The following is a 25,756-nucleotide window of genomic DNA, read 5'->3' on the forward strand; positions in this document are numbered from 1 at the left end:
TCTGATAAAACGAGAGAGGCAGCTCCCCGCGCCCGGCTCGACCGGGCGTTTTTCCAACCGAAAATGCGCCGGGCATTTGGCCGCGAGCCTCACTGCTGTTACACTGCCCAGCCTTTAGCCAACCGCGCCAAGTCATTGTGAAACCAGCCGCTTTTTCCACCCTGCCCCTGCCCGCCCCGCTGCTGTCCAATCTGGACAGCCTGGGCTACCACCAGATGACCGCCATCCAGGCCGCCAGCCTGCCCGCCATTCTGGAAGGCCGCGACCTGATCGCCCAGGCCAAGACCGGCAGCGGCAAGACGGCTGCGTTCGGACTGGGCCTGTTGGCCAGCCTCAACCCGCGCTGGTTCGGCGTGCAGGCGCTGGTGATGTGCCCGACGCGTGAACTGGCCGACCAGGTGGCGCAGGAAATCCGCCGTCTGGCGCGCGCCATCGACAACATCAAGGTGGTGACGCTGACCGGCGGCACGCCGATGGGCCCGCAGATCGGCTCGCTGGAGCACGGCGCCCACATCGTGGTGGGCACGCCGGGCCGGCTGCAGGACCACCTGTTCCGCGAAACGCTGAACCTGACCGGCGTGAAGACGCTGGTGCTGGACGAGGCCGACCGCATGATAGACATGGGCTTCATCGAGGAGATCGTCGGCATCGTCCGCGCCTGCCCGAAGACCCGCCAGACCCTGCTGTTCTCCGCCACCTATCCGGAGGACATCCGCAAGGCCAGCGCGCAGTTCCTGAGAAACCCGGTGGAAGTGAAGGTGGAGTCGCTGCACAACGCCGACCACATCGAACAGTGGTTCTACAAGGTGAAGCCGGAGACCCGGCTGGAGACGGTCAGCCGCATCCTGCGCCATCTGCGCCCCACTTCGGCGCTGGCCTTCTGCAACACCCGCGAGCGCTGCAAGGAGCTGGTGCGCGAGCTGCAGGAACAGGGCTTCAACGCGCTGACCCTGCACGGCGACCTGGAACAGCGCGAGCGCGACCAGATCCTGCTGCGCTTCGCCAACAAGAGCGCCACCGTGCTGGTGGCCACCGACGTGGCGGCGCGCGGCCTGGACATCAAGGAACTGGACGTGGTGATCAACGTCGACGTCACCCATGATCCGGAAGTGCACATCCACCGCATCGGCCGCACCGGCCGCGGCGAGCAGCATGGCCTGGCGCTGACCCTTGCCACCGACAGCGAAGCCAAGCGCCTGGTGCAGATCGAAAACTACCAGCAGGCCGACCTGACCTGGGCCGACGTGGAAGAGCTGACCCCGGCCCCCGGCGGCCCGCTGCTGCCGCCGATGGTGACGCTGGAGATTGCCGGCGGCAAGCGCGAAAAGCTGCGCCCGGGCGACCTGTTGGGCGCGCTGACCGGCGACGCCGGCTTCCAGGGCAGCCAGATCGGCAAGATCAACATCTTCGAGTTCGCCAGCTTCGTCGCGCTGGAGCGCAGCATTGCAGAGCAGGCGCTGGCCAAGCTGTCGCAGTGCAAGATCAAGGGCAAGCAGTTCAAGATGCGGCTGGTCGGCTGATCCGTCCCGTCGTCATTCAAATGAAAAGGCCATCCCTATGGATGGCCTTTTTGCTGCCTGCAAGACTCAACGCCGCCGAACTAGTACGGCCGGTCTCCCAGTATCGTCGCCCGGTGCATCACCCGCCGCGCCGGCCGGTAGTCGTCCACCGCGTAATGGATGGTGCAGCGGTTGTCCCAGAACGCCACGTCGCCCGGCTGCCAGCGCCAGCGTATCGAAAACTCCGGCCGCGACTGGTGGGCGAACAGGAATTGCAACAGCGCCTGGCCTTCGGCTTCCGGCAGATCGTTGACGGCGACGGTGAAGCCCTCGCTGACGAACAGCGCGCGGCGGCCGCTTTCCGGATGTATGCGCACCAGCGGATGGCTGATGGGCGGATGCTTGCGCCGCGTCTCGTCCCAGCGGCGGCGGTCGTCGTCAGTCAGGCCGTAACGCGTGAGCGGGAAGGATTTGGCGAAATCATGCACCGCGCTCAAACCTTCCAGCCTGGCCTTCAGGCTGGCCGACAGCGCCTCGTAGGCGGCGATGCCGCTGGCCCACAGCGTATCTCCGCCCAGTTCCGGCAGCTGCCGCGCCGCCAGCACCGCGCCCAGCGGCGGGGTCTCGATGAAAGTGACATCGGTGTGCCAGATGGCGTTGTCCTGCAAGTCCACCACGTCGGTATCCAGCACCACGATCTCGCGCGCGTCCGGGTGCTGCGGATAGATCGGGTGGGTGTGCAGATCGCCGAAGCGCACCGCGAAATTGCGCTGCTGCAGCGGCGTGATGTCCTGGCTGCGGAAAAACAGCACCTGATGGCGCAGCAGCGCCTCGTTCAATGCCCGGCGCTGCTCGTCGTCCAACGGCCGCGCCAGATCTATCCCCTCCACCTCCGCGCCCAGAGCCGGGCTCAGGCGGGTCAATTGCAAATTCATGCGAATCTCCTCGCTATTATTTGTTCTAGAGCCACTGACAAAACCTCATAGAGCACCTGAGCCAAGGCGCGCCGACGCAGATCGTACACAAAGTACGGCAAGGAGGCGCAACGCAGGATCAGGGGTTTTGTTAGCGGCTCCTAGTCTTGTTGTCCATGCCAAGGCGCCAGCCGGCGCTGCAACGCGCGCAAGCCCAGCTCCAGCGCGAAGGCCACCGCGGCGATCACCAGGATGCCCAGCACCACCACGTCGGTGACCAGAAACTGCGCCGCAGACTGCACCATGAAACCCAAGCCGCGCGTGGCCGCCACCAGCTCCGCCGCCACCAGCGTGGACCAGCCGGCGCCCAAGCCGATGCGGATGCCGGTGAGAATCTGCGGCAGCGCCTCGGGCAACACCACCAGCCACAACAGCTGCGAGCGGCTGGCGCCCAGGCTCTGCGCCGCGCGCAGCCGGTTGCGGCTGACCTGGGCCACGCCGTGGCGGGTGGCGATGGCCACCGGCGCCAGGATGGCCAGGAAAATCAGCAGCACCTTGGACAGCTCGCCTATGCCGAACCAGATCACGATCAGCGGCAAATAAGCGAGCGGCGGCACTGGACGATATGCCTCCAACATAGGATCAAGCAAGCCCTGTGCCAGCTGGCTGCGCCCCATCAGCGCGCCCAACGGCACGCCCACCGCCACCGCGGCGATCAAGGCCAGCGCGATGCGCTGCAGGCTGGCTTCCAGATGCTGCCACAGCGTGGCGTCCATGAAGCCCTGGCCGGCAACGACGAACAGCTTGTTCAGCACCGCTTCCGGGGCGGGCAGGAACAGCGCCGGCACCCAGCCGCTGTGCGCCAGCAGCCACCAGCCGCCCAGCAGCAGTGCCAGGCTGGCCGCGCCCAGCCATAGCCGGGATGGTTCGCGTCCCGGCCTCGGGCTACCCTCGATGCGAGAGGAAACGGACAGCAACTCCTGTTCCGCGGTGGTTTCAATGCCGCTCATGCCCATGCCTCCTGTCGGCGCTGGGCGAACACGTCGGCCAGCAATTGTTCTCGCAGCGCGATGAACTCAGGGTCGGATTTGATCGCCCGCGCGCTGTCGCCTGCGCGCCAGCGGCGGCTGAACGGCGGGTGCAGCGCCTTGACGATGCGGCCCGGCCCCGGCGACATCAGCACCAGTTCGGTGGCGAGGAACAGCGCCTCCTCGATATCGTGGGTGATCAGGAACACGCTGCTGCCGGACTCCGCCCACACCTTGAGCAGCAGCTCCTGCATCTGCTCGCGGGTGAAGGCGTCCAGCGCGCCGAACGGCTCGTCCATCAACAGCGCGCCAGCGCGGCCGGCCAAGGCGCGGGCGATGCCGACGCGCTGTTTCTGCCCGCCGGACAATTGCCAGGGATAGCGGGAGCCGGCCTCGGCCAAGTCCACCTGCTCCAGCGCACGCTCGGCCAGCGCGCGGCGCTCGGCGCGCGGCACGCCGCGCAGGCGCAGGCCGAAAGCGACGTTGTCCAGCGCGCTCAGCCACGGCAGCAAGGCGTGCTGCTGGAACACCACCGCGCGCTCCGCGCCGGGCCCGGCTACCGGCGCGCCGCCGAAGCGCACGCTGCCGGAATCGGGAAACTGGAAGCCGGCGAACAGGTTCAGCAAGGTGGTCTTGCCGCAGCCGGACGGCCCCAGCGCCACCGCCAGTTCGCCCGGCCCCACGTTCAACGACACCCCGTCCAGCGCCGGCTGCGCCTGGCCGGGATAGCGGACCGACACCCGGTCAGCGGTCAGGGCGGCCATGCTCACCTCGCCGTCTTGACGAAGCGGTTGGTCACATAGGGGCCGTAGTCCGGCTGCAGCGATTCCACCTTGCCCTGCGCCTTCAGGAAAGCGGCTGTCTTGCCCACCGCGGCCACGAACGGCGATTGCAGCAGCGCCGCCTGCTCGTCGCGGCCGAGGAAGCGGTTGCCCTTCAGTCCGGCCACCACGTCCGGCGCGGCGGCGCCGGTCAGCCGGCTGATCTTGGCGATGTTGGACGCGTTGGCGATGAAGGCCTGCGGATTGGCTTGGTAGCCAGCGATGGCGTCCAGCGACACCTTGGCGAAGCGGGAGACGAACTCGGGATGGGCGGCGGCGAAGTCCTTGCGCACCACCCAGATGTCGTAGGTGGGCGCACCCCACTTGGACACCTCGGCCGAGCTGGTCAGCACCGCGCCGCTGGGCTTGATCTTGCCCAGCGCCGGGTCCCAGACATAGGCGGCGTCGATGTCGCCGCGCTGCCAGGCGGCGGCGATCTCGCCGGGGCGCAGGTTGAGGATCTTCACCTTCGCCGGGTCCACGCCCCAGTGGCGCAGCGCGGCCAGCAGGCTGTAATGGGTGGTGGAGACGAAGGGCACCGCCACCTTCTTGCCGATCAGATCCTGCGGCTTGGCGATGCCGCTGCCCTTGCGCGCCACCAGCGCCTCGGCCGAGCCGATCTCGTCCGCCACCAGGAAGGTTTCGATCGGCAGGCCGCGGCTGGCGGCGGCCGCCAGCGGGCTGGAGCCGATATTGCCGATGGCCACGTCGCCGGACGCCACCGCCGCGATCAGGTCGGCGCCGCTGTCGAACTTGCGCCAGTTGATGCGGCTGCCGGTGGCTTTCTCGTAAGCGCCGTCGGCCTGCGGCACCTTGGTGGGATCGATGCCGGTCTGGTAGCCGACGGTGACCGCGTCGGCGGCCGCCGCCATGCCGGCGGAAAGCGCCCATGCGGCGGAAAGGATCAGATTGAGGAATGCGCGCGATTTCGCCATGGCTTGTCCATTTGGTACGAGTTGGAAATACCGTTCCAATCTAACAAGCGCCCCGCATCCGGCTAAGCAATTAATCCTGGCTTGCTTATCCCTTTTCCTGCAAACGCTTCCGCCAAAAGAAAACAGGGCCTTGCGGCCCTGTCGGATCTTCCCCGATCCCTGTCATTGTTCGGTTCACACTTTGTATTGCGCCACCGTGCGCTGGATATTGCCGGCCTGTTCGCGCAGCTCGCGCGCGGAATCCGCCGAGTCGGACGATGCCTTGGAATTGGCTTCCGCCATCTGCGCGATCTGCTCCACCTTCTGCGCGATGGTGTTGCTGGCGCTGCCTTGCTCGACGATGCTGTCCGAAATCTCGCCGATCAGCAGCATGCTGTGCGAGGAGTTGGTCTTGATCTGCTGGATGGTGTCCCCGGCGCCGCGCGCCTTCTCCGCTTCTTCGTTCACCCTAGTCACCACTTGCTGCATGCCGGTCACCGCAGCCTGGGTGCCTTGCTGCATCTTGTCTATCACCGCAGCGATCTCGGTGGTGGAGCTGGCGGTGCGTTCGGCCAGCTTGCGCACCTCGTCCGCCACCACGGCGAAGCCGCGCCCCGTTTCGCCGGCGCGCGCCGCTTCGATCGCGGCGTTCAGCGCCAGGAGGTTGGTCTGATCGGCAATGTCCTTGATCACGCCCAGCACGGTGGCGATGGTGACGCTGTCCTCGCGCAGCTTGCCGATGCGGTCGGAGGCCTCGCCCACCGACTCCGCCACCGCGCTGATGCCGTCAACCGTGCCCAGCATCACCCTGCTGCCGTGGTCGGCTATCTCGCCGGCCTCCTTCGCTTGATGGTTGGCCTCCCTGGCCCGGTCGGCCACATGATTGATGCTGACCGTCACCTGCTCCACCGCGGCGGCCATCGCCGAAGCCGACTCGCTCTGCTGCACCGAGCTGGAGGCGATGTCGCCGGACGAATTCACCATGTGGATGATGGAGCCCTCCATGTCCTCCACGCTGCGGCGGATTTCCTGGAAGCTTTGCTGCAAACGGCCCATCAGCTCATTGAACGAACTGCCTATCTTGCCTATTTCATCCATCCGCTTCACCGGCGCGCGCAGGCGGAAATCCAGCGAGGTGCGCACCGACTGCATGGTGTCCAACACCTGCTCCAGACTGCTGCGGATATTGAGGAATAAATGGCCGCTGAGCCAGCCGCACACCAGAATCGCCAGCGCCACCAATATCGTCGACTGCCACCAAGCTGCCTGATAGGCGGCAGTATTGTCTTTGCTCAGTTGTTCGGCCAGCTTGTAATTGAACTCGATATGGTCAATCAGCGCCTGATTCAGCGCCTTGGCCTCATTGGACATATCGCCGGTCATCAGCTTGTCCGCATCGGCAATGCTATTGGCCTGCACCAGTTGCAGATACTTGTCTCGCTGCTGGCGATAGAGCTTCATGTCATCGCGATCCACCTGCAGCAGCTTGCGGTCGGCATCGTTGGAAACCAATTCTTTCTCGTACTTGTCCAGCGCCGCGTCGAAGCGCTTGTCCAGATCCGCCAGCGCGGCGAACTCGGCCTTCTTGGCCGTCGGGTCCGACAACGCCACGCTGCGCGCCAGCGTCAGCCTCACGTCCGCCAGCGCTTCCTTGGCGTCGTCCAGGGTATGGATGCTGGGAAAGGTGTTGATCTTCATGTAATCGAAGCGATCATTGGCCTGCTGCTGCTTCCACAGCCCCTGCACGCCCAGTGCCAGCATCACCAGCAATGCCAGCACGGTGGTCAACAGCAGTCTCTTCGTAATGGTCATGTCCTACTCCTTGCAGGCCCGGCGCGTCGAATTCGATTACGAGAATTTACTTAGAATATTTATAGCTTTCTTTGTCCAACAAACAACAAGTCATTCTGCATGCCGCCATTCAGATATAAGCTGGAAATGGCCTTGATTTTGCAGAAAATATTTTCATGTATAGACAAAAAGCGTTATCATCACGCCCCTCTGTCGCCGGGCCATGGGCCTCCGGCGGGTATTCACTGGGTTCCCTCACCCCATTCAGCAAAAAGGATGCATCAATGTTTGCCTTTACCGACCGGCAACGCCTGTCCGCGCTGGTGCAGCTGTCGCTGTTCCACATCGCCATCATCGCCTCCAGCAACTACCTGGTGCAGCTGCCGATCACCGTCTTCGGCTTCCACACCACCTGGGGGGCGTTCACCTTCCCGTTCATCTTTCTGGCCACCGATTTGACCGTGCGCATTTTCGGCGCGCCGCTGGCCCGGCGCATCATCCTGGCGGCGATGGTGCCAGCGCTGGCGATCTCCTACCTGGTGTCCACGCTGTTCTATCAGGGCGCGTGGCAAGGCTTCCAGGCGCTGGAGCATTTCAACCTGTTCGTCGCCCGCATCGCCGCGGCCAGCTTCGCCGCCTACGCGCTGGGCCAGATCCTGGACGTGCAGGTGTTCAACCGGCTGCGCCAGCTCAAGGCCTGGTGGGTGGCGCCGGCCACCGCGATGTTCTTCGGCAACATCAGCGACACGCTGTCATTCTTCTTCATCGCCTTCTACAAGAGCAGCGATCCGTTCATGGCCGCCAACTGGGTGGAGATCGCGCTGGTGGACTACAGCTTCAAAGTGCTGATCTGCATGCTGTTCTTCCTGCCCATGTATGGCGTGGTGCTGAAGATGATAGTCAAGCGCCTGCTGCGCGCCGGTGTCGGCGAGCAGCTGCAGCCGGTCTGACCAGCCTGGACAAAGCAAAACGGCCAGCCTCCCTCCGGAGCTGGCCGTTTTTCATCGCGCATAGCGATCAGGGACGCATCGCCTCCCACACCTTGGCGCTGTCGACGATCTGCTCGAACTTGACGATCTTGCCATCTTTCAGCGTGTAGAAATGGGCGAAGGACGCGGTGAAGCTCTTGCCGGTGGCGCGATAAGTGCCGTGGTAAAAGCCCTGGGCGACCACGTTGTCGCCATCCACATAGTAATGATCCACCGCCGCGCGATAGCCGTCCCACTCGCCGCCCAGCCGCTGGAACACCTTTTCCACGATGGCTTGCGGACCGACATAGGTGCCGGCGTACGGGAAGCCCGCCGCCTCGGTCCATTCCGCGTCCGGCGCCAGCGCCGCCAGCAGGTTGCGGCCATTGTCTTCGGATTTGCCTTCGTAAGTGGCGCGGACAATGTCCAGATTGCTGCGATTCGTCATGATGCTTGCTCTCTCAAACAGGAATGGTTCTCAAATATGGCCGTACCAGGATAATTCAAGGCAGCTCTTTCATACCATACGCACCGGAAGGCAACTATCCCACCTGAAAGTGCCTACTTCTGACGAACGGCGCCGCTCCGTATACTGGCTTCATCCCGCGCCGGCGCCGTCCGCGCGCGCCAACACAGGCTGAATTGAATGACATCCTCCGCATCTCCCCGCCTATCCATGCTGGAGCTGGCGCCCATCGTCGCCGGCGGCGACGCCGCCCAGGCCCTGCGCAACAGCGCGGCCTTGGCCCGCCATGTGGAACAACTGGGCTACACCCGCTTCTGGGTGGCCGAACACCACAATATGGCCGGTGTGGCCAGTTCCGCCACCGCGGTGATGATAGGCCACATCGCCGCCCACACCCAGCGCATACGGGTAGGCTCCGGCGGCATCATGCTGCCCAATCACGCGCCGCTGGTGGTGGCCGAGCAGTTCGGCACGCTGGCTACGCTGTTTCCCGGCCGCATCGACCTGGGCCTTGGCCGCGCGCCCGGCACCGACCCGCTCACCGCCCGCGCGCTGCGCCGCGACCGACTGGGCGCCGGCGACGACTTCCCGCAGCAAGTGGCGGAGCTGCGCGGCTACCTGGGGCCGGAACAGCCGGGCCAAGCCGTGCGCGCCATTCCCGGAACCGGCACCAACGTGCCGGTATGGCTACTGGGCTCCAGCCTGTACGGCGCCCAGCTGGCCGCGCAGCTGGGCCTGCCTTTCGCTTTCGCCGCCCACTTCGCCCCGGCCCAGCTGCATGAGGCGCTGCAGTTGTACCGCCATCTGTTCCAGCCTTCCGCCACGCTGAGCCAGCCGTACGCGATGGCCTGCATCCCGGTGCTGGCCGCGGACAGCGACGAAAAAGCCCAGCGCCTGGCCACCACGCCATACCAGAAATTCCTCAATCTGATCCGCGGCGACCGCCGCCCGCTGCCGCCGCCGGTGGACAGCATGGACGGCCTGTGGAGCCCGCGCGAGGAATTCTCGGTCCGCAGCGAATGGCTGGGCGCGGCGGTGTTCGGCGGGCCGGAAACGGTGAGGACCGGGCTGCAAAAGCTGCTGGACGAGACCGGCGTGGACGAAATCATGCTGTCGGTCGACTGCCACGACTTTGCCGATCGGCTGCGCTGCTGCGAGATCGTCGCCGACCTGCTGCCGCGGCTGAGCGCGGCCAAGACTGCGCCGGCCTGACAGGCATGCGTCCAGATGTCTGGAGCGGGCCGAATGCCAGCCGCGCTTCTCAATGCAGGGTCTTGAGATAGGCTTGTATCGCGTCCACTTCTTCCTTGGTGGGCGGTTTGCCGTGATCCTCTTTCAGACTGCTATTGCCCCAATGAGGCATAGGCGCCTTCAGCGCCTTGCCCTCGTCATCCACGCCCTCCAGCACGGCCCTCTCGAATAGCTGCTTGCGCCACTTGCTGGCGTCTCCCGCCAAACGCGGCCCAGTCTTGCCCTGAGCGTGGGTTCCATGGCAAACCGCGCAGTTTTGCTGGTAAAGCGCCTTGCCGTCCGACGCCGCGGCTATCAGAGAATAGAAACAGGAGCACGCCAGAATCATCGAAACATGAAATCGCATCGGGACCTCCGGACTGACGGAAATGGCCGCCGAGCGGCCTGAGCTTTATTGATAGACCAGCGCCCCTGCCCATGCCCGCCGGGGAGCTATCGCAACATCAACAACCCACCTGACATACCCTGAACAACGCGGAACAGGCGGCACGCGGGCAGCTACTTAGCGCGAAAAAAAACCGCGGCCTAAGCCGCGGTTGCGGGATGGCGGGCAGCTACTCCGACTCGCCGGCGATCAGGCGGTACACCTTCGCGCCCAGCACCGCGCCGATGATGGGAGCCAGCCAGAACAGCCACAGCTGCTGCACCGCCCAGCCGCCGACGAACAAGGCCACGCCGGTGCTGCGCGCCGGATTGACCGAGGTATTGGTGACCGGGATGCTGATCAGGTGGATCAGGGTCAGCGCCAGGCCTATCGCCAACGGCGCGAAACCGGCAGGCGCGCGCTTGTCGGTGGCGCCCATGATCACCAATAAGAAAAACATGGTCATCACCACCTCGCACACCAGAGCCGCCAGCAGCGAATAACCGCCCGGCGAATGCTCGGCGTAGCCATTGGAGGCAAAACCCTTGGCCACGTCGAAGCCGGCCCCGCCGCTGGCGATCACGTACAGCACCGCGCCCGCGGCGATGGCCCCCAGCACCTGCGCCACGATGTACGGCCCCAGCTGCCCGGCGGGAAAGCGCCCGCCGGCCCACAAGCCGATGGATACCGCCGGATTCAGGTGGCAGCCGGAAATGTGGCCGATCGCATACGCCATCGTCACCACCGTCAGGCCGAAGGCCAGCGCCACGCCGGCGAAGCCGATGCCCAGATTGGGAAACCCCGCCGCCAGCACCGCGCTGCCGCAGCCGCCCAGCACCAGCCAGAAAGTGCCCAGAAACTCCGCGCCATATGATTTCATCGTCTTTCCCCCTTCAGGTTTCGAAAAGACCAGGCGTTCAGTCCTCGATTCGCCATGCCAAGCATCTTTATGCGTGTCGGACGCCTGATCGCACGCCGTTTAACCATAGCAAATGGAAAAGGCCAGCATGCCCGCGCCATCCGACGCTGCAAACTGGCCTAAATTCCTGACCTAATCTCTCCCGGCGAGATTGCCGGATCGCGCGGATGCAGGCAGGGCTGCCTACCCGGCGGCCGCGCAAGCGCCGCCTTTACCACGCGACGCGCGGCGAAACCCCGGCCGGGCGGTGATATCATCGACGGCCACCCACAAGAACGAACCCGCCCCCATGGAAGGACTGCTCGACTGGCTGCTCGGAACCCTGGCCCTGCCCAAAGTGGGCCTGTCAGCCATTTTCATGATCAGCCTGATATCCGCCACGCTGCTGCCGCTGGGTTCCGAACCCGCGGTATTCGCCTACATCAAGCTCAGGCCGGACCTGTTCTGGCAGGTGATCGCCGTCGCCACGCTGGGCAACACCCTGGGCGGCATGATCGATTGGTGGATGGGCTACGGCGCCAAGGTGGCGCTGCTGCGCTATCGCCTGCGCCGCAGCCATCGCGCGCACGCGCACCCGCATGCAGAATCGGCAGGCCGCCCGCCGCGCAGCGGCAAGCCCGCGCTGAACCCTCGCTACTTCCGCTGGATGCGTAGGCGCGGCGCGCCGATGCTGCTGCTATCGTGGCTGCCGGGCATCGGCGACCCGCTGTGCACTCTGGCCGGCTGGCTGCGCATCCCGTTCTGGCCCAGCGTGTGCTACATGGCGATCGGCAAATTCCTGCGCTACGTCCTCACCACCGCCGCCCTGCTGTGGGTGCCGGACGATTTCTGGCGGAGTGTGGGGCAGTGGTTTTGAGGCGGGGCGGCGTTTTGGCTTGCAACCGAATCCTATCGGGATTGCGGACTGGGCCGAATGAAATGAAATCCAACGCTTGCCGAGAATGAAAGAACGCCGGTGCCTCCGATGGCTTTGCATGCAAGACTGCGGGAGTCCGCCCAAGACGCCTTCCTATTGGCACTTCCACCCCCATCCGCACCCGGCCCGGCATGAACCAGGCTGTTCATGAGAGGAACACGTGCCTCATTCCCAACCGAAAAGATAGGCCGGCTCGCTCAACTCGGCCAGCATCTGGCGGATGGTGGGACAGGCGGTGCCCTCCTCGTCCTCCACCGGCACATCCAGTTCATCCTCCGCAATCGGAGCGACATCCTCGATAGTCAGATCGGTCTCGCCTGCCAGCTCCTCCAGCACGGCCAAAGCCTCTTCCACGGAACCAGCGGCGACGATATCGTTGCCGCCAACCTGATAAGCCTTCAACGGCTGCTCCATCCCTGCTTCCCTCATTAATGGTCCACTCATCCAACCGCCCCCTGCGCGGGGCCGGGTTTGCTAACTACAACGCTTTTCATGCGCATTCGCATCCCGGCACATGATATTCCTTTTACCGATATTTTCCGATCCGTCCACGCCGGAAAATCCGCTCTCCCACGCATGCCGGGAGGGCATCCCGTCCATGCATGCCCCTCTGTCCGCAATCCATGATCATGGCTCACTCGCAATAACCACCTCCTTGGAATACGCAGCCTATACTCAGTTTGCCTAACGCCAGGCCTGCATACAGTTGCCCGGCATGCCGCCAACCATAAAGCGAAACCGACAGGGACACTTTCAGGATGAAACCATCAAGAATGATCGCGCAGGCCGCGTCCGTCGCCATCGCCTGCCTATTGCCGCACTCCAGCGCCAATGGTCAGGAGCTGTGGGATCCTCATCTGCGCGGCGTCAACGAAGGGCTGGCCGCAGGCGTGGTGCCGCCGAAAGGCGTCTATGGCGTGCTGAACAACTACTGGACCTGGGTGGACAAATACGACCACAACGGCGACAAGACCGGCCTGCGGGTCAGAGCGCTGATCGAATTGCCGGAAGTGCTGTGGTCGACCGGACTCAAGGTGTTCGGCGCCGACTACGCCGTGGCCATCGCCCAGCCCATCGACTACACCACGCTTAGCGGCGATGGCCTGCCCCCCAATGGTCGCTGGGGCACCTTCAACGCCATCCTGGTTCCCGGGCAGCTGTCCTGGGCCTTGCCCAACAACCTCCACCTCAAAGCCAGCCTGGCGGTATACCTGCCCACCGGCAGCTCATCGCCGCGCCGGCTGCCGAACGGCACCTACCTCGGCGCCGCCAACGGCTTCTGGACACTGCAGCCCGGTTTGGCGCTGAGCTGGCTGCGCAATGGCTGGAACCTGAGCATGGACGCCACCTACGCCTATAATTTCCGCAACCCGGACACCCAGTACAAGTCCGGTCAACAACTGGCCATCGACTACACCGTCGCCAAAACCATAGGCAAATGGACGATAGGCGTGGGCGGCTACCAGGAAAACCAGTTGAGCGACGACTCCGGCAGCGGCGCGGCCGCCTGCGCGCAGACCGGCGGCTGCCGCGCCAGCAACTACGGCATCGGCCCGCTGCTTGGCTATCAGCTTGGCAAAGTGAAGCTGATGGCGATCTACAACCACGGCTTCCGCACCACCAGCGATGTCGGCGGCGATTCCTTCAATCTGCGGCTAAGCTTCCCGTTCCAGTAGCGGAGGGCCTTCTTCGCTGCCGGAGGGCTGAAAACACGCCAACCTTACCGGACCGACTATGCAAGAGCCGCTTGACGTGAAAGACGGTATCTACGGCCCTTAACCTGCCGCACTAGCCCCAATTGCTTTAAGAACATTAGACAGCCTCTCCAGATCTAGGAAAGTAACATTTCCCGATTCAACATTACGCAATAAGCTATTCCAATCATCCTTTATTGAGCCAACCATGTAGCTCGGGTCAGATTCAAACTCCGTCCACTCATCATCAGATATGAATTGATAAAAATCCAACTCAAGCAATACCTCTTCTTTAATTTCTTGCTGCAAAAAACCTATCATCGCCATCATAACTACAACAAGATCATTTCCTTTCAAGATCATAGCGCACCACCTTTCACTCTCTGAATAGCTTCATTAACCTTTCCCAAGGCCGTAGATACCATCTTTCACGGCAAGCGGCTCCTGCGTACTCAGTCCGCAGCTTGGGCTAATGAAATGAAACCCAACGTTTACCGAGGACGGGTAGATTCCACATATAGAGATGACCATCTTGCTTTTCGCGGTAAACGTTGGGCTTTGCAAGCTCAGGCCAACCAACGCCCCGGTCTGAACCAAAAAGTTATTCCGAAATTGATTAATTGCATGAACATCAAACAACGTGCCAACACCGCCAGAGCAATAGCTACCCTGGCATTATCTCAGAAACAGATATTGCACTTGCAATAAAACTAATATCCATGCCTCCGGACATAACCACCGAAACATAACCTTCAGCACCACTTTCTATCACAAGATCGATAGGATTACAGGCATCCGAAATTACTTCATTTTGCAACGCTTTTAAGTTTCTAGGCACCTGAACAACAAACATGATATGGATATAATTGCATACCACCCATTTCTTAGGCGGCGCACTTGGTGCTTTCCTAACCTTAATCACAAAACGAAGTAGATCTGACATCGGAGAAAACTCCAGCTTTATCAAATCCACACCATCATCCCATATCCGATCCCATAGTCCATCATAGATTTTATCTAGAAAAAAACATTGCTGATAATATCTTTTTGAATCTTCATTTCTTCCTCCCCGGAAACACATAGCAATGATCTTTAGAGCCATCAACATGCCCATTCTTCAACCCGTCACTCGGTCTAAGGTTAAAGTGTGGTCCTTGATCACCAACTCCACCAAAATCATGTCCTTCCATGTGATTTTGGATAACTACATCTTGCCCCCGGAATTTTAAAGGTCCATAGGTTGGGCTGGATAAAATGGAGCCTAACGTTTACCGAGAGCGAACAGATTCCACTCATAGAAATCATCGTGTTTTCGCGGTAAACGTTGGGCTTCGCAAGCTCAGCCCAACCTTGTATCTTGCAATCGATAGTGGTGAGCCGCCACTACTTGGAGCCGAAGCAGCTTGGGCCCAACCTTAAGGCCAGACCTTGAGCCGTAGACAAAGCCTTCGACTCCACCTCATCGCCAAATCCGACATTGAACGGTAGCCAAGGGCTCGACCCTGCATGCACAAGGAAAATGGGCGATTAGGCATTTTCCGTGAGGACCCGCTTTATGCATTATCTCGGAATCGATGTAGCCAAAGCCAAACTAGACTGCACTCTTTTGCTGGATGCCGCCAACAAACGCAAAGCCAAATGCGTGAGCAACGATAAAACCGGCATTCATGCTCTATTGTCATGGCTGGCCAAACAAGGCCTGGAGCCCCGGCAGGTTCATGCCGTGATGGAAGGCACCGGCGTGTATCACGAACAAGCAGCCATCGCCTTGTGCGATGCCGGTGTGATCGTTTCCATCATCAACCCGGCGCAAATCCGCGACTTCGCTAAAGGCTTGGCGATTCGAACCAAGACCGATGGCGTAGATAGCTTGGTCCTGGCGCGTTATGGAGCCTTGCTCCAACCTATGGCCTGGATGCCTCCCAGCCGGCAAGCCCGTGTGCTACAGGCGTTGCTAGCTCGGCGCGAGGCGCTGCAACAGGATCTTCGCCGTGAGCTGAATCGGCAAGAAAAAGCCGAAGCCACCGATACACCAAAGTTGATTCCGCAATCGCTGATCGAGTCGATTGCGTTTATCGGAACACAACTGGCCAAGTTGCAGCAGGATATCGACGACCATATTGACCATCACCCGGAATTGAAAGCGGACCTAGCCCTGTTGAGCAGCATTCCGGCCATTGGCCCGCAGTCGGGCAGCAATCTTCTGGCCATCATGCATACCCATCATTTCGTCAGCGCCGAGCAATTGGCCGCATATCTCGGTTTGGTGCCAGTGGAACGTCAATCAGGCAGTTCGCTCTTGGGCCGAGCTCACCTATCCAAAGCTGGGCCAGCGCGCCTTCGAGCCGTGCTGTATATGGCCGCAGTGGTCGCCATACGATACAACCCCCATGTGAAGGCGCTGTATCAACGATTATTAGCGCGGGGCAAGACGAAAATGTCCGCCCTGGGAGCAGCTATGCGCAAGCTGGTCCATCTGTGCTTTGGCGTGCTGAAAACACGCCAACCTTACCGGGCCGACTACGCAAAAACCGCTTGACGTGAAAGACGGTATCTACGGCCCTAACGAGAAATAGCAAAATGAGATTATAAGTTTTCTCAACAAGTATTGGACTCTACGAATCTAGTTCAGTGTATGAACCATCTCCAACACTAGGATACTGAACAAAAATTCGACTACTTTCCTCCGACAATCTAACACCATCAACAACAAGACATTTCCCATCCACAATCAAGGGATAAAATTCCTTTCCCCCTCCAATGCCGAAAACCGCTTCATGCAATAGTGACTTTGCAAAATCATAAAGAGCCTCCCTAGATGAAAATCTCAAATAGACATCCCCATTGTCGACATCAACGATACTACTAAGCCGATGCCTATCGTCATTTAAAACAACATCGGAAGGTATATCATCCCCATCACAATTAAGCTGTATTTCAGTGCTCAAAACATTCATGGCTTTATCACCTTATCTTTCCCCCACCAAGGGCTGTAGGTTAGGCTGAATGAAATAAAGCTCAACGCTTACCGAAAACGAATAGATTCCACCCGATGAAGATCATTTTACTTTTCTCGGCAAATGTTGGGTTTCGCAAGCTTAGCGAAACCTACAGCCTGACTACTCCTTCGGCCTAGGACTAAATGGAGCACCAAAGCGTCTCAACTCAATGCATCCATCTTTAGATACAAAAACAGGCCAATTACCAACGACTGAAAATTGCATATCCTTTATTTCCAAAAACTTCTCCGTCTGGTATGGGAAAAACCACCCATCTTCATCCTCCGCAACTCCATCCAAAACGATTACAAACTTTCCCCCATTTGAAGAAGGTGGTATATTCTTGGCAATATAATCCCTCGCTATAACAAGCGCATCTTCCACTTTCATTCATCACCTTAAAGAATTATTCCAAACTGCAAATTAGGGCCATAGGGTCGACTGAATTAAATACAACCTAACGTTTATCGAGGGTGAATAGATCCCACCTTATGGAGATCATTTCACTTTTCACGGCAAACGTTGGGCTTCGCAAGCTTAGCTCAAGCTACGACCCTGACTAATATCAGCTAAAAATTTTGTCACCATTTCACTATCCTTCTGCGTTTTAACCATTTTCCTTAACACTGGAATCAAATGATAAAGCATTAGATTTATATCTTCCAACCTTAATGGCTTACATTCTCGAATTACCATTAAAAAGGGCTGCAAGGCCATAAAACTCGCAAACACCTCGTAAGGTAGTGCGCTAGCAAAAGGCATTTTTGCCAGATAGAATCGAGCCAATTTTATCTGATCCACTCTCTTCCAAGATTTTTTCTTAATAAATTCAAATGCCTCATAATAATTTTGATTATTTAATCCGTACTTCTCAAGTATCCAATCAGCTGCATCAGCAGAAGACATTTTCTGTATGAGTTCAATACTCTCCATAAACAGCCTCAAATGTACTTAATGCGGTTTAAACGATTTTATAGGCAATCCGGCATTACCCGCCATCCCTGCAGGAGGTTGATAATGCCCTGAATTATTATTCCACTCAAGTATTTTTCCACGATCAGGACCTGTGTTATTACCAAACCTAATGCCCCCTGCATATTGCACATCAACACCACCACTAAGCCCAAGGTGAGTTGAAAAGTCAATATTTGAATTTGGCCTTGCAACTCTAACACTACCATCCGGCATAGTGACAAAATCATACTTTCCAGACGGGGTTATCCTTACCCCACTTCCACTTTCCAACCAATACCTACCGCTCTCATCCTGCACCAAGCTTCTAACAGGCCTTTGAGAAACTGTAGCATCACCAGGCCGCAAATTAGACAAAAACCCCTGAGAATTAACATTCTTTGCATTAATTATTTTCTGACTACTATTATTCTCATACTCAGAATATACACCATTCTTATAATTGGAGGTGGCAACCAATACACCTGCCAACCTCCGCACTTCGGACTCAGGATAACGATCAACTGTTCCATCAGAATTCCATGCAGGAACAATGCTTTCCTTTACCCCCATTTTCTTTAGCACATCTATAGCATGCTCAAGTGCAATCTTCCTATTTACTCCTTGTAATTTTTGAATAGCATCTTGTACTTCATTCAATGGATCCATGATACCAATCGGCTCATTCATGGCCTCCAGAAAAGCACTTGTTCTTGGATTACGTACCACTTTAGGAGGCTCGCCAGCTAACCCATTATTCTCCATCTCCGTCTTCGCCGCATTCACCGTCGTCGCGGCTGTCGAAGCGCCTCCCGTCCCCACCGCCACACCGGCCACTAGCGCATTGACCAGACTCTCCCGGTCCGCCTTCTGCTCGGCATTCATATCTTCCGGCTTGAGATGCTGCAGCACATTCAACGCATTATTCAACGCCACCGCGGAAGCGCCCCCCGCAGCTGCCGCGCCACAATTTTGTCCGCTCGCCGCAGCGCCAGCGCATCCGACTGCGGCCTGCAGCACGGTACGCAGAGCTTCCGTTTGTCCTTCCGGCATGCCATGGTTGCTGAGGTCTTGCAAATAAGCTTTTACCTCCTGCGCCCCCATTCCCTGCAGGTATGCCAAGCCCGCATTCTGCGCCATGCCGGTCAGGCCATTGGCCAGGTTACCGGTGATACCTGCCAAGATAGCTGTCGTCACTTGACCATTTTTACTGCCGGGCGCCCATTTGGCGGCATCCGCCTCAGTGTCGATAGCAGCCTGCTGAAGCTTCTGGTACTCATCGCTGTCCTTCGACATGCCGCGATCTTCTGCCTGTTTCAACTCCTCCTTCGCCGCCTTGGCCGCTTCCATCTTGTTGGAGATGAATGTCCCCACCTGCTGGTTCAGCGCGTTGGCAGCGTCGAACAAGCCCTGCACTTCGCTGGCGTTGAAGTTGTTGGCCAGCTTGCCGCTGCCATCCCGGCCAGTGCTGACGTCGCGGTTGGCCGAGGCTGCCGCCTGTTCAGCCGTTTGGCCGGTTTTCGCCTGCTGCAGCGCGTTGTCGGTGATGGTCAGGCTGCCGGCGCTGATGCCGGCGCGGGTGGTGCTGTTGTCGTGGTCCGACGCGGCCATGGCCATGCCGGTTACGCCGCTGCTGCCGGCGGTGACACTGATGCTGCTGGCGGTGAAATCGGCATGGTTGTCGATGTCCTTCAGCACCAATGCGCCGGTTTGCAAGCTATTCTTGCCGTCCTGCGCCGCCTTGTCGGTGCTGGCGATTTCCGCTCCGTTCAGAGCGGTGATGCCCTTCACCGTCAGCTGGAAGCCGCCGTCGCCGGCCTGGATGCCGGACTGGCGCTGCACGCTGGCGTAGTCGGCATCCATTTTCTGCTGGCTGAGGCTGACGCTCCCGCCCGAGCCGATAGGCCCGATGGTCACATTGCCGCTGATCGATTGATTCAGACTGTGATAAGTACTGGTGTCCTGCAGGCTATCAATCTTGAGGTCGCCGGCGATATCGCCCATCACCTGCTGGCCGCTGGCGATGCCCTGCAGCGTGAGGTTTCCGCCGGACTGCAGGTTCAGCTTGCCGCCTGCATTCAGTTCGCTCAGCTGGTACTGGCTGCCGTTGCCATCCACCCTGCCGCGGCTGAGGCTGCCGTTGGCGGTAAAGCCAAGTTGCGGCCTATTCTCCTGGAAACCAATCGCCACGCCCACCGCGCCGCTGCTGGCGCTGCTGGTGGTATGTTCGCTGCTGGCGCTCTTGGCCGCCAGCAGGGTGATGTCGCCTTCGGCCTGCAAGGTCAAATCCTTGCCGGCGATGAACTGCGCGCCCTTGGCGGTGATAGTGCTGTCCTTGCCCGCGCCGTGCGCCAAGTCCATCACATTGCCGCTGGCCTTGAGCAAGCTGCCGCTTTCGTTATGGCTGTCGCTGACGGTGGTGCTTTCGCTGCGGCTGCCGCCGACAGTCAGGCTCAACTGGATGCCGCCCTTGGTCTTCTGGCCGGCGTCGCTCATCGCTTGCTGGTAGGCGGTGTAGCTGTTGTAGCCGGCCAGCGCGGCGGTGGCGGCGGACAGCGCCTTGACGCGGTCGTCCTTGCTCTTGAGCGCGGTTTCGGAGGCGGACTCCATCGCCTGCAAACCGTTGATCAGCGGGCTGGTGAGCTGCAGCGTCAGGCCGCTGGATTTGCTGACGGTCTTCTGCACGCTGTGCCAGGTGTCCACCGCCACGTCCAGGTTCTGCTTCTTGGCGTCCAGCAACAGATTGCCGCCGGCGGTGACGTCGCTGCCCTGCAAGGTGAGGGTGTCGCCGGTCTTGATGTTCAGATTGCCGCCTATGCTGCCCACCAGGCTGCGGTTCTGGCTCTGGGTGGTTCCCGCGCCGTCCATCTGCTGCATCAATTCCTTGCTGCCGATGGTGAAGCCCAGGCCGCCGCCGGAGAACAGGCCTGATGTCTCCTCTTTGTGGTACTGGAACAGGCGGCTGGTATCGGTGCCGGAAGTGATGTTGAGGTTGCGGCCGGCGTCCAGCGTCACGTCGCCGCTGCCCGCCACCTGGCTGGCGTGGATGTTGATGTCGCGCTGGCCTTTGAGGATCAGCGTGTCGGCCGATACCGTGCTGCCGGCTTCGTGCGTGCTGTCGTGGGCGACGATGTCGGTGGTGGTGGTGCTGCTGAACCAGCCGCTGGAGTGGTGCACGGTCTTGCTGTAGTCGCTGTGCCGCTCCTCGGCGCTGCCGAGCGTGACGTCGCGCCCCGCCACCAGCGCTTCCTGGCCGTTGCTGGTCAGGCTGGCGGCCTGGGTGGAGATGTCGCGCCCCGCCTGCAGGATCAATCCGCCCTCGCCGTGCGCGGCGGCGCCGTGCTGGGAGAGGTCGTAGTTGTTGCGGATGGTCTCGCCCCAGGTGTTGTCGTTGCGGCTTTCCGTCGCCACCGCGCCCAGCTTGATGTCGTTGCCGGCGGACAGGGCCAGCTTGCCGCCGCTGGCCAGGCTGGCGCCGTTCAGCAGCGCGTCGCCGCCGGCATGCAGCTGCAGGTCGCCCTTGCCGGCCAGGCCGGCCACGGCCAGGCTGTCGGCTTGCCAGTTATGGCTGTTGCCCCAGTTGTAGCCGATGTCGTGATGGGTATTGACCTCGCTCTGCACGGTCAGCTGCTTGCCGGCCAGGGCGGCCAGGCTGCCGCCGGTGGATTGCGCGGAGGAGCCGGTCAGGCTCAGGTCGCCGCCGGCTTTCAGCAATACATCGCCGCCGCCTTGCAGCAGTGAGGCATTGCGGGTTTGGCTCAAGGTATCGTAGCCGCCGCCCCACCAGCTGCCCGCGCCGTGCTTGCTGTCCAGCGTGGACGACAGCGTCAGGCTGTCGCCGGCCAAGGCTGTCAAACTGCCGCTACTGGTCTGTGCCGAGGAGCCAATCAGGCTCAAGTTGCCACCAGCTTTCAGCAGTACATTGCCACCACCCTGCAACCACGAAGCGTTGTTACTTTGCGTTAATGTGTCATTCGTACGAGCCCCCCACCCCCAGGGTGAACTCTGACTAACAACCTCATGCTTGCTATTCAGTGTGGATTCCAAAGTCAGGTTATTGCCAGCGGTGGCCAACACACCGCCACCAGCCTTGGCACTGCTGCCGGACAATGCCAGATCGTTGCCAGCGTTCAACATCAGGTTACCGCCTATCTTCAGCTGGCTGCCAACATGTTCCACCTGCTGATACTGGAAGCTGCTATAGCGGTTGCTGTCGACTAAGTCGTAACGGGTTTCGCGGCTAAGAATGTCTAGATCGTGGCCGGCCTGCAGGCTGGCGTTGCCGCCCGCGTCGATGGCCGCCGCCAGCAGCTTCAGATCATTGCCGGCCTGCAACTGCAAATCGCCGCCGGCCTTGACGCTGCTGCCGGCCTGGCTGTGCTGGCTGTCGTCGGTGATGGCCAGGTTCTGCGCGGCGAGCAGGCCCAGATCACCGCCGGCTTGCACATTGCCGCCTTCGATGCGGATATTGTTGGCCTGCGCCAGCAGCGTGGTGTCAGACTTCAGCGTGCCGGTGTTGACCAAATCGCCGCTGGCCAACAGGCTCATGCTGTTGCCGGCCAGCACCGCGCCCTGCCCACGCAGGGATTTTTGATCGGCGTTGGCCAGGTAGACCATCGGCACCAGCACGTCCTGGCCGCCCACGTTTTGCTTCACCAGCCACACCATGTCGGAAGTGAGCTTGGCCATTTGATCGGCGGAGAGCGCCATGCCCGGCGTCAGCTGGAACTGCTTGGCGTACTGCGCGCCGTTGCTCATCAGCTGCTGGTATTGCTGCATCGCGCTGCCGTAACCGGACAGGAAGCGCTTGCCGGTCATATCGGTGACGGCGCGGGTGACCAGCTGCTGTTCGTAGAAACCGTCGCCCAGACGCTTTTCCACCTTGCTGGGGTCGTAATTCAGCTGCTTGAGCAGATAGTCGGACGAAACAAAGTTGTTGTACTGGGTAAACTGCGGATTGGTTTCCACCAGATACGGCTGCTGCGGCGCCGGCTTGGCGTTGAACACGCCGTTATCGGGCACCGCATAGCCATTCGCCACCGGATTGGCGGCCTTGGTGCCAGCGGACTCCAACACCATGGATTTTTGTACCGGCACCGGCCCGTACCGGCCGCTGAGCTGACCAGCTGAAGAAACATGGATGGTGTCATGCGAGGTGTCTACCAACTGCTGTAGTGCCCTCATGGCCTCACCGCTGATCTGTGCACCTTGAGCCTGATCCAGCGCCTGTCCACCCAAAGCCTTGCCATCAGTTACGCCGACTCTGCCATTCAGGTGAACCCCCTGAACCTGGTCGACATTGCCCTGCAAAGACTGGCCTGACACCTGTCCTTGAATCGAACCGATCCTACCTTGCAAGGCTTGGCCCGAAACTGCGGCTTGTTGTCCTGCACCGACAACATTGCTCCCCTGCGTCTTGTCGAACGCCACATGGGTATCAGACAAAGCGGATTGCAGATTTTGGCTGCCAATTCCTACAACGTCTTTGCCATTGAGAATAGAAGGTCCTGTTACTACTAGCCTCTGACCTGTTTGATATATGGCATCAAGCTGCCCAACCCTTTCAGTCTTTGATGAGGTGCTTGAGCTACTCCACTCATGCTGAGCATCTCGAAAGAAGCTCGTCTCTACAATCATCGTCGTCTTATTTAGCACTTGACCAACATTACCAAGCCTTCCCGAAATAAATGAACTCCCCCCAACTTGAATTGAGCTATAACGATTTTCAACTTCACCCACATTCGCAACCAAAGCACTACCGACCAACAATCTTGCACTTTCCACAGAGCCACTTGCTTGATCGGTACTAGTTGTAGTTTCTGTCAGACGTCGATACTCATTATTTTTAACATTAGTACCCAACTGATTAGCAAGATCATAAATACTCACCTGCCTGCCATTGTAAAATAAGCTTTTTACTTGATAGTCATTTAATATATTAGTACTTGGGTCAAATTTAATCTGATTAGAATTAAATACAGATTTATCGTTATAGTAATAATAACCATCAATATCCCACTGCCCACACCGCATCCCATCATGTCCAGAATCCTGCACACAAGTTCGATTTGTTTCACGGAACGGAATAGAAAATGCATCTCTGGCCACAGTCTGCTTACTATTATTTGTAACAACAGAAACCGGATTCGACTCATTACTCACCCGGCCCGCCTCGATAAACATATTTCCGTCCGACTGCAAGGTCGCAATGTGATTCACCACTTGCCCCGTCGCCGCGCCGGACTTGCCTATTCTCATATCGCCCTGGCTGTATAACCAGGCGCCATCGTGGTTGTTCAGCGTGCTGCCGATATTCAGCGCCATACCGCCCGCCGACGCCAAGACCGCCTTGCCACCGCTGTTGTCCAGGCTGCCGGCCTGGATGGAGATGTCGCCGGCGGTGATGGAGGCGGTGTTGGTGAGGCTGGCGGCGTGAATGTCCAGCGCGCCCGCGCCCAGGCTGCCGGCATTGACCAGGCTCTGGCTAAGCTGGGTGCTCAGCGTGCCACCGATGTTGACGCTGCCGTTGTTGGTCCAGTTGACGCCAGACAGACTGAGGTTGCCGCTGCTTTGCAGCTGGCCGTTGTTGATCAGGTTGCCGCTGGCGCTGATGCTGAGATTGCGGTTGGACTGCAGCTGGGTGCCGGCGGCGTTGACAAAGTCGCCCTGCAGCTTCAGCGACAGGTCTTGCCCCGCCAGCAGGCTGCCGGCGTTGGCCAGCGACACCGTGTCGATGGCCAGATTGCGCTGGCCGTAGACGCTGCCGCCGCCATTGTCCAGGCCGTGCGCTTTCAACTGCCAGTTGCCGTTGCCTGCGATCTGGCCGCCGTTGGCCAATTGGCCGGTCACGGTCAGCCGGCTGTCGCCGGCGCCCAGCGCCAGCACTTTGCCGCCGGCGTTGCGCAGGCTGCCGCTGTCCAGCTGCAGCGTCTGGCCGGCTTGCAGCAGGCCGCCGCTGTTGTCCAGGCTGCCGGCGCTCAAGGTCAGCGAGCCGTTGCTGCCCAGCGTGCCCTGCTGGTTGTTCAGCGCGCTGCCGCGCAGGGTCAGGTCGCCCTGGCTGCTGAGCACGCCCTGGTTGTTGTTGAGGTCGCCGGCCGTCACTTGCAGCTGGCCGCCGGAGGTGATCTTGCCCTGCTGGCTGTTGTCGATCTGGCCGCCGATGGTCAGCGTGGCCAACCCCGCGCCGGCCTGGCCGATCTGGCCATGCTGGTTGCCCAGGCTGGCGGCGCTGAGTTTCAGCTGGCCGGCCTGCAGCGCGCCGCCGCCGTTTTGCGCGTCCTGCTTCAACTGAACATCCAGCGTGGCGGCGCTTTGCAGCACGCTGCCGCTGTTGTCCAGTTGATTGGCGCTCAGCGTCAGGTTGCCGTTGGCGGCCAGCGCGCCGGCGGCGGAGTTGTCCAGTTTGCCATCCAACTGGATCCGGCTGTCGCCGGCGCCCAGCGCCTTGATGCCGCCGCCGCGGTTATCCAGGCTGGCGGCGTCCAGTTGCAAGCTGTCGCCCTGCACTACCCCCTTCTGGTTATCCAGCGCACCCTGCAAGGTCAGCGTCAGCGCCTGGCCGCTGGCCAGCGTGCCGCCCTGGTTGTTCAGATCCTGCCGCACGGTCAGGGCCTGCGCGCCCTGGCTGCCCAGCGTGCCCTGGCGGTTGTCGAGCTGGCCGGCATCCAGGGTCAGGCCGCCATTGCTCAGCAACTGGCCCTGCTGGTTGTGGAAGGCCTGACCGATCTTCAGCTTGGCCTCGCCCGCGCCGATCTGGCGGATGTCGCCAGACTGGTTGCTGAGGGTATCAGTTTTGAGATTGAGATTCTGGGCGGCGATATGGCCGCCATCGTTGGTGAGCGTGCTTTGCTTGCTCAGCTCCAGATGGCTGGCCGCTTGCAGCGTGCCCTTGCTGTTGTCGATGCTGGCGGCGTTGACGGTCAGGTCGGCGTTGCCTGAGACTTTGCCCTGGTTATGCAACTCACCACTGACGTCCACCTTGCTCGCCGCGTCTTTGCCCAACGCCAGGATTTGACCCTTGTCGGCGTTGGTCAGGCTTGATGCGCTGAGCTGCAAATCCTTACCCGATTGAATCGTGCCTTGCGCATTCTCCAGCGTGCCGGCCGTGAGTTTGACCTGGCCGTCGCTGCCGACCACGCCATCGTTGTGCAGCTGGTCGCTGACAGTGAGGTCTACGCCCTGCCCGCCGATCAGGCTGCCTTTGCTGTTGTCTAGGGTCTTGAGTTGGCTGCTCAGCTGCTGCTGGGCGTAGATCTCGCCGG

The 25,756-nt window shown here is 60.3% G+C and carries 22 protein-coding genes; 6 read left to right on the forward strand and 16 right to left on the reverse strand.

Annotated elements, in window-relative coordinates; all coding sequences use genetic code 11:
- Positions 1-137: 137 nt before the first annotated feature.
- Entirely contained in the window at positions 138-1,520 is a 1,383-nt protein-coding gene (gene dbpA / locus VA599_RS13530; protein ID WP_104947435.1) for an ATP-dependent RNA helicase DbpA, read from the forward strand.
- Between the two features lie 80 nt (positions 1,521-1,600).
- On the opposite strand, the gene tauD is transcribed toward dbpA, so the two are convergent.
- The 5 genes from tauD to VA599_RS13555 form a co-directional block, all read right to left on the reverse strand.
- A complete protein-coding gene (gene tauD / locus VA599_RS13535) occupies positions 1,601-2,434 on the reverse strand; it encodes a taurine dioxygenase (protein WP_346789025.1) in 834 nt (277 codons plus the stop codon).
- A gap of 140 nt (positions 2,435-2,574) precedes the next feature.
- Complete coding sequence (gene tauC, locus VA599_RS13540) at positions 2,575-3,423, reverse strand: taurine ABC transporter permease TauC (protein WP_346789027.1); 849 nt, start codon at positions 3,421-3,423, stop codon at positions 2,575-2,577.
- Positions 3,420-4,205, reverse strand: coding sequence for a taurine ABC transporter ATP-binding subunit (gene tauB, locus VA599_RS13545; RefSeq protein WP_346789029.1), 786 nt, complete (start codon positions 4,203-4,205; stop codon positions 3,420-3,422). Before tauB ends, tauC begins: the two co-directional genes overlap by 4 nt.
- Before the next feature lie 2 nt (positions 4,206-4,207).
- A complete protein-coding gene (gene tauA, locus VA599_RS13550) occupies positions 4,208-5,197 on the reverse strand; it encodes a taurine ABC transporter substrate-binding protein (RefSeq protein WP_104947438.1) in 990 nt (329 codons plus the stop codon).
- A 174-nt stretch (positions 5,198-5,371) separates the two neighbouring features.
- Positions 5,372-6,988, reverse strand: a complete 1,617-nt coding sequence (locus VA599_RS13555) for a methyl-accepting chemotaxis protein (protein ID WP_346789031.1) — start codon at positions 6,986-6,988, stop codon at positions 5,372-5,374.
- A gap of 263 nt (positions 6,989-7,251) precedes the next feature.
- Between VA599_RS13555 and VA599_RS13560 the strand changes: the two genes are divergently transcribed.
- The gene (locus VA599_RS13560; protein ID WP_346789033.1) at positions 7,252-7,917 is read left to right on the forward strand and encodes a 7-cyano-7-deazaguanine/7-aminomethyl-7-deazaguanine transporter; all 666 of its coding nucleotides are present in this window, start codon (positions 7,252-7,254) and stop codon (positions 7,915-7,917) included.
- A 67-nt stretch (positions 7,918-7,984) separates the two neighbouring features.
- On the opposite strand, the gene VA599_RS13565 is transcribed toward VA599_RS13560, so the two are convergent.
- Complete coding sequence (locus VA599_RS13565; protein WP_346789035.1) at positions 7,985-8,383, reverse strand: nuclear transport factor 2 family protein; 399 nt, start codon at positions 8,381-8,383, stop codon at positions 7,985-7,987.
- 198 nt (positions 8,384-8,581) lie between these two features.
- Here VA599_RS13565 and VA599_RS13570 point away from each other — a divergent pair, with 198 nt between their 5' ends.
- On the forward strand, positions 8,582-9,613 hold the full coding sequence (locus tag VA599_RS13570) for an LLM class flavin-dependent oxidoreductase (protein ID WP_031296412.1): 1,032 nt from the start codon (positions 8,582-8,584) through the stop codon (positions 9,611-9,613).
- A 49-nt stretch (positions 9,614-9,662) separates the two neighbouring features.
- Here the strand turns inward: VA599_RS13570 and VA599_RS13575 are convergent, their stop codons facing one another.
- Together VA599_RS13575 and aqpZ are read right to left on the reverse strand one after the other, a co-directional pair.
- A complete protein-coding gene (locus tag VA599_RS13575) occupies positions 9,663-9,998 on the reverse strand; it encodes a c-type cytochrome (protein ID WP_031296413.1) in 336 nt (111 codons plus the stop codon).
- 208 nt (positions 9,999-10,206) lie between these two features.
- Positions 10,207-10,896: an aquaporin Z gene (gene aqpZ / locus VA599_RS13580; protein ID WP_081572630.1), complete on the reverse strand. Its 690-nt coding sequence runs from the start codon at positions 10,894-10,896 to the stop codon at positions 10,207-10,209.
- A gap of 328 nt (positions 10,897-11,224) precedes the next feature.
- On the opposite strand from aqpZ, the gene VA599_RS13585 reads away from it, so the two are divergent.
- Entirely contained in the window at positions 11,225-11,791 is a 567-nt protein-coding gene (locus tag VA599_RS13585; RefSeq protein WP_346789037.1) for a YqaA family protein, read from the forward strand.
- Between the two features lie 225 nt (positions 11,792-12,016).
- On the opposite strand, the gene VA599_RS13590 is transcribed toward VA599_RS13585, so the two are convergent.
- Positions 12,017-12,265 (reverse strand): hypothetical protein, encoded by a 249-nt coding sequence (locus VA599_RS13590; protein WP_346789039.1) that lies wholly within the window; start codon positions 12,263-12,265, stop codon positions 12,017-12,019.
- Between the two features lie 344 nt (positions 12,266-12,609).
- On the opposite strand from VA599_RS13590, the gene VA599_RS13595 reads away from it, so the two are divergent.
- Positions 12,610-13,527, forward strand: a complete 918-nt coding sequence (locus VA599_RS13595; protein ID WP_346789041.1) for a SphA family protein — start codon at positions 12,610-12,612, stop codon at positions 13,525-13,527.
- Between the two features lie 99 nt (positions 13,528-13,626).
- Here VA599_RS13595 and VA599_RS13600 read toward each other — a convergent pair whose 3' ends face one another.
- The 3 genes from VA599_RS13600 to VA599_RS24185 all read right to left on the reverse strand — a co-directional run bounded on the left by VA599_RS13600 (position 13,627) and on the right by VA599_RS24185 (position 14,735).
- Positions 13,627-13,908, reverse strand: a complete 282-nt coding sequence (locus VA599_RS13600) for a hypothetical protein (protein ID WP_346789042.1) — start codon at positions 13,906-13,908, stop codon at positions 13,627-13,629.
- Between the two features lie 301 nt (positions 13,909-14,209).
- Positions 14,210-14,653: a hypothetical protein gene (locus VA599_RS13605; protein ID WP_346789044.1), complete on the reverse strand. Its 444-nt coding sequence runs from the start codon at positions 14,651-14,653 to the stop codon at positions 14,210-14,212.
- A complete protein-coding gene (locus VA599_RS24185; protein ID WP_429838737.1) occupies positions 14,601-14,735 on the reverse strand; it encodes an HNH/endonuclease VII fold putative polymorphic toxin in 135 nt (44 codons plus the stop codon). The genes VA599_RS13605 and VA599_RS24185 overlap by 53 nt, the downstream gene beginning before the upstream one ends.
- A gap of 365 nt (positions 14,736-15,100) precedes the next feature.
- Here VA599_RS24185 and VA599_RS13610 point away from each other — a divergent pair, with 365 nt between their 5' ends.
- Positions 15,101-16,084 (forward strand): IS110 family RNA-guided transposase, encoded by a 984-nt coding sequence (locus tag VA599_RS13610; protein ID WP_346789045.1) that lies wholly within the window; start codon positions 15,101-15,103, stop codon positions 16,082-16,084.
- A 76-nt stretch (positions 16,085-16,160) separates the two neighbouring features.
- On the opposite strand, the gene VA599_RS13615 is transcribed toward VA599_RS13610, so the two are convergent.
- The 4 genes from VA599_RS13615 to VA599_RS13630 all read right to left on the reverse strand — a co-directional run bounded on the left by VA599_RS13615 (position 16,161) and on the right by VA599_RS13630 (position 25,748).
- A complete protein-coding gene (locus VA599_RS13615; protein ID WP_346789047.1) occupies positions 16,161-16,502 on the reverse strand; it encodes a hypothetical protein in 342 nt (113 codons plus the stop codon).
- 162 nt (positions 16,503-16,664) lie between these two features.
- The gene (locus tag VA599_RS13620; protein ID WP_346789049.1) at positions 16,665-16,934 is read right to left on the reverse strand and encodes a YrhB domain-containing protein; all 270 of its coding nucleotides are present in this window, start codon (positions 16,932-16,934) and stop codon (positions 16,665-16,667) included.
- Between the two features lie 147 nt (positions 16,935-17,081).
- Positions 17,082-17,477 (reverse strand): hypothetical protein, encoded by a 396-nt coding sequence (locus VA599_RS13625; protein WP_346789051.1) that lies wholly within the window; start codon positions 17,475-17,477, stop codon positions 17,082-17,084.
- 18 nt (positions 17,478-17,495) lie between these two features.
- A complete protein-coding gene (locus VA599_RS13630) occupies positions 17,496-25,748 on the reverse strand; it encodes a hemagglutinin repeat-containing protein (protein WP_429838764.1) in 8,253 nt (2,750 codons plus the stop codon).
- Positions 25,749-25,756 lie beyond the last annotated feature (8 nt).

It is taken from the genome of Chromobacterium indicum, assembly GCF_039708975.1.
Classification (GTDB): Bacteria; Pseudomonadota; Gammaproteobacteria; order Burkholderiales; family Chromobacteriaceae; genus Chromobacterium; species Chromobacterium piscinae.

Excerpts from the sequence above, each read along its gene's own strand:
- tauD (WP_346789025.1), bottom strand. The coding sequence starts at position 2,434 with ATGAATTTGCAATTGACCCGCCTGAGCCCGGCTCTGGGCGCGGAGGTG.
- tauC (WP_346789027.1), bottom strand. The coding sequence starts at position 3,423 with ATGAGCGGCATTGAAACCACCGCGGAACAGGAGTTGCTGTCCGTTTCC.
- tauB (WP_346789029.1), bottom strand. The coding sequence starts at position 4,205 with ATGGCCGCCCTGACCGCTGACCGGGTGTCGGTCCGCTATCCCGGCCAG.
- tauA (WP_104947438.1), bottom strand. The coding sequence starts at position 5,197 with ATGGCGAAATCGCGCGCATTCCTCAATCTGATCCTTTCCGCCGCATGG.
- VA599_RS13555 (WP_346789031.1), bottom strand. The coding sequence starts at position 6,988 with ATGACCATTACGAAGAGACTGCTGTTGACCACCGTGCTGGCATTGCTG.
- VA599_RS13560 (WP_346789033.1), top strand. The coding sequence starts at position 7,252 with ATGTTTGCCTTTACCGACCGGCAACGCCTGTCCGCGCTGGTGCAGCTG.
- VA599_RS13565 (WP_346789035.1), bottom strand. The coding sequence starts at position 8,383 with ATGACGAATCGCAGCAATCTGGACATTGTCCGCGCCACTTACGAAGGC.
- VA599_RS13570 (WP_031296412.1), top strand. The coding sequence starts at position 8,582 with ATGACATCCTCCGCATCTCCCCGCCTATCCATGCTGGAGCTGGCGCCC.
- VA599_RS13575 (WP_031296413.1), bottom strand. The coding sequence starts at position 9,998 with ATGCGATTTCATGTTTCGATGATTCTGGCGTGCTCCTGTTTCTATTCT.
- aqpZ (WP_081572630.1), bottom strand. The coding sequence starts at position 10,896 with ATGAAATCATATGGCGCGGAGTTTCTGGGCACTTTCTGGCTGGTGCTG.
- VA599_RS13585 (WP_346789037.1), top strand. The coding sequence starts at position 11,225 with ATGGAAGGACTGCTCGACTGGCTGCTCGGAACCCTGGCCCTGCCCAAA.
- VA599_RS13590 (WP_346789039.1), bottom strand. The coding sequence starts at position 12,265 with ATGGAGCAGCCGTTGAAGGCTTATCAGGTTGGCGGCAACGATATCGTC.
- VA599_RS13595 (WP_346789041.1), top strand. The coding sequence starts at position 12,610 with ATGAAACCATCAAGAATGATCGCGCAGGCCGCGTCCGTCGCCATCGCC.
- VA599_RS13600 (WP_346789042.1), bottom strand. The coding sequence starts at position 13,908 with ATGATCTTGAAAGGAAATGATCTTGTTGTAGTTATGATGGCGATGATA.
- VA599_RS13605 (WP_346789044.1), bottom strand. The coding sequence starts at position 14,653 with ATGTTGATGGCTCTAAAGATCATTGCTATGTGTTTCCGGGGAGGAAGA.
- VA599_RS24185 (WP_429838737.1), bottom strand. The coding sequence starts at position 14,735 with ATGGAAGGACATGATTTTGGTGGAGTTGGTGATCAAGGACCACACTTT.
- VA599_RS13610 (WP_346789045.1), top strand. The coding sequence starts at position 15,101 with ATGCATTATCTCGGAATCGATGTAGCCAAAGCCAAACTAGACTGCACT.
- VA599_RS13615 (WP_346789047.1), bottom strand. The coding sequence starts at position 16,502 with ATGAATGTTTTGAGCACTGAAATACAGCTTAATTGTGATGGGGATGAT.
- VA599_RS13620 (WP_346789049.1), bottom strand. The coding sequence starts at position 16,934 with ATGAAAGTGGAAGATGCGCTTGTTATAGCGAGGGATTATATTGCCAAG.
- VA599_RS13625 (WP_346789051.1), bottom strand. The coding sequence starts at position 17,477 with ATGGAGAGTATTGAACTCATACAGAAAATGTCTTCTGCTGATGCAGCT.